This is a genomic window from Escherichia sp. S10b (assembly GCF_028421345.1).
Lineage (GTDB): Bacteria > Pseudomonadota > Gammaproteobacteria > Enterobacterales > Enterobacteriaceae > ECMA0423.
Genome location: NZ_JAHZSO010000108.1, coordinates 1 through 2,025, shown reverse-complemented (window position 1 = coordinate 2,025; position 2,025 = coordinate 1). Strand labels below are relative to the sequence as shown.

Annotated in this window: 2 protein-coding genes and 1 pseudogene; all 3 read right to left on the bottom strand. The window is 39.9% G+C overall.

Annotated features, from left to right (window positions below; genetic code table 11):
• Positions 1–183 precede the first annotated feature (183 nt).
• Positions 184–420, bottom strand: a pseudogene (locus FTE26_RS08275) (ISAs1 family transposase); the annotation flags it as partial.
• 225 nt (positions 421–645) lie between these two features.
• A complete protein-coding gene (ybfC, locus tag FTE26_RS08270) occupies positions 646–1,215 on the bottom strand; it encodes a protein YbfC (protein ID WP_000832338.1) in 570 nt (189 codons plus the stop codon).
• Positions 1,212–2,025 (bottom strand): RHS repeat-associated core domain-containing protein (locus FTE26_RS08265; RefSeq protein ID WP_024254560.1); only part of this gene is annotated, 814 nt, incomplete at its 5' end. The genes FTE26_RS08265 and ybfC, both read right to left, overlap by 4 nt.

The following is a 2,025-nucleotide window of genomic DNA, read 5'->3' as shown; positions in this document are numbered from 1 at the left end:
GAATAATAGAAATATGTTCCATCAATTTTTTAAGTTCCATTTGTTCACCTTATTTATGTAAGGAGTATTTGATCATGTATAAGCTATGAAAAACAGCTTTAGGTAATAAGGAATATCTCAATTTTTAAACATAAAATGCGAATTATTTAGTACAAAAAAGTAGCGTTACGTGATCTTTCCCTGGGATACAACTCTGGCAATGGTATCGTGAACAGGAATACCATTTTCAAAATCACCATATTGCTTCAAAAAATCGAGATGTGTTTCCCCGAAATCCTCTATATCTTCCCAACCTTCTGCACCAGAAATAACGGCACAAATAGTCAACAGTAGAATATCTGACAATTTATGCACCACTTTCCAGGCTTGTCTGTAATCGGGTGTAATAGAAATATGTTCCATCAATTTTTTAAGTTCCATTTGTTCACCTTATTTATGTAAGGAGTATTTGATCATGTATAAGCTATGAAAAACAGCTTTAGACAATAAGTAGTATCTCAATTGTTGAACTTAAAATTCGAATTATTTAGTACAAAAAAGTAGCGTTACGTGATCTTTCCCTGCAAATGGAACGCAAAATAAACACCTATTCCATGAGTTATATAATTTTTCACAATGATTAATTTGTTTTCTCAGGAAGAGATTTTATTTCTCTTCACTACGAATTAGTTCATGCTGTATCTTTATTAAACATTCGTAAGACTCATTTTTGTTCGGGAGATGTGCTGTCATTCGAGCATAAGTTGGTTTCTCATCTTTAAAATATTTTACCATGATTGAATTATCAAGGACTGCCAACAACTGAACTGGATCACTGCTCTTTTTTTGATAGATACCCGCTCTTATATAACTTCTAAACCGATCGCCGAGAAACGCCGTTTTTTCTGCTGTATTTATCAACTCCTGCAACGTTCCTTTGATGGCATGATTTTCATTAAGGCGTAGTGACCCGACGCGAATTAAGAGTCTCGCCCCGCTTGGTGTGAATTTATTATTTTTACATGTACCCAGTTCTGTTTGCCAATAATACTCACCGATGTCCTCATTCTGATACCATCTCCACATGGCTTTATTATTTAAGACAGGAAACGCGGAAAAAATAGTACCCTTAGCGAAAATAGTAAAACAATCATGATCTTTAGCTTGTATTTCGCAATCAGCTATAACACCAAAACTAACAAATATCATCAGCAAAAAGAACAAAACTCTTTTCATTTTCTTATTCCTCTCGATGTTCTCTGTTTCATCTTAGCTAAAATTTCACCCAAATCATCTATCCCTGCTGTTGCTGGCCCATCGGGTTTATTAATGTCTGGGAATAAATAGGGTTCTGCACAAGTATATCCTGGTGGTAATTGAGTTGTTGGCCAATTTGTCTGTGGCAGGTAATCACTTGCTGTCTTTGTATCCATCCCTGGATACTGGGAATCATCCTGTGGCGTACAAGTCAGATTTGGTTTTACCCACTTCCTGCAATACAGTGTGTAGTCGTAAGGGCTTAATGCTCTGAAGAATGTTTTGAAAACATTAGGCGCACTACTGGCCTGGTCAATAGGATATGGCAGTCTTAATTGTTTCGCTATGTCCGGCAATTTACTTGGATCGGGCGTAGGCGGTTTGTTGGGTCTCGCTCCATATCCGCCATTATTTAAGTGTCCATATTTTGATGCCAGTCCCATTGAATCTATATACTGAACCGGATTCAGCGGATACTGATAAAAATTCCATCCCCCCTTCAGCCCAATCGGATCCTGAGTGATATACCTCCCCTGCAGCGGGTCATAATAGCGGTGGCGGTTGTAATACAGGCCGGACTCCTCATCATACTGCTGCCCCGGCAGGCGGATAAGCTGCTGCAGCTGATGCGGGTTCTCTTCATTCAGCAGGTTGCCCCATTCATCGTATTCTGCGCACCATTCTGTTGCCCCTTCCGTGCTGACAAGCGCCAGCGGCAGGCCGCGATGGTCGCAGTGGTACAGGTGGATTTTTCGCGCCGGCGTGTACACCGGGTCCATCTGGTTTTGC

Coding starts and splice junctions, on each gene's coding strand:
- ybfC (WP_000832338.1), bottom strand. CDS start 1,215: ATGAAAAGAGTTTTGTTCTTTTTGCTGATGATATTTGTTAGTTTTGGT.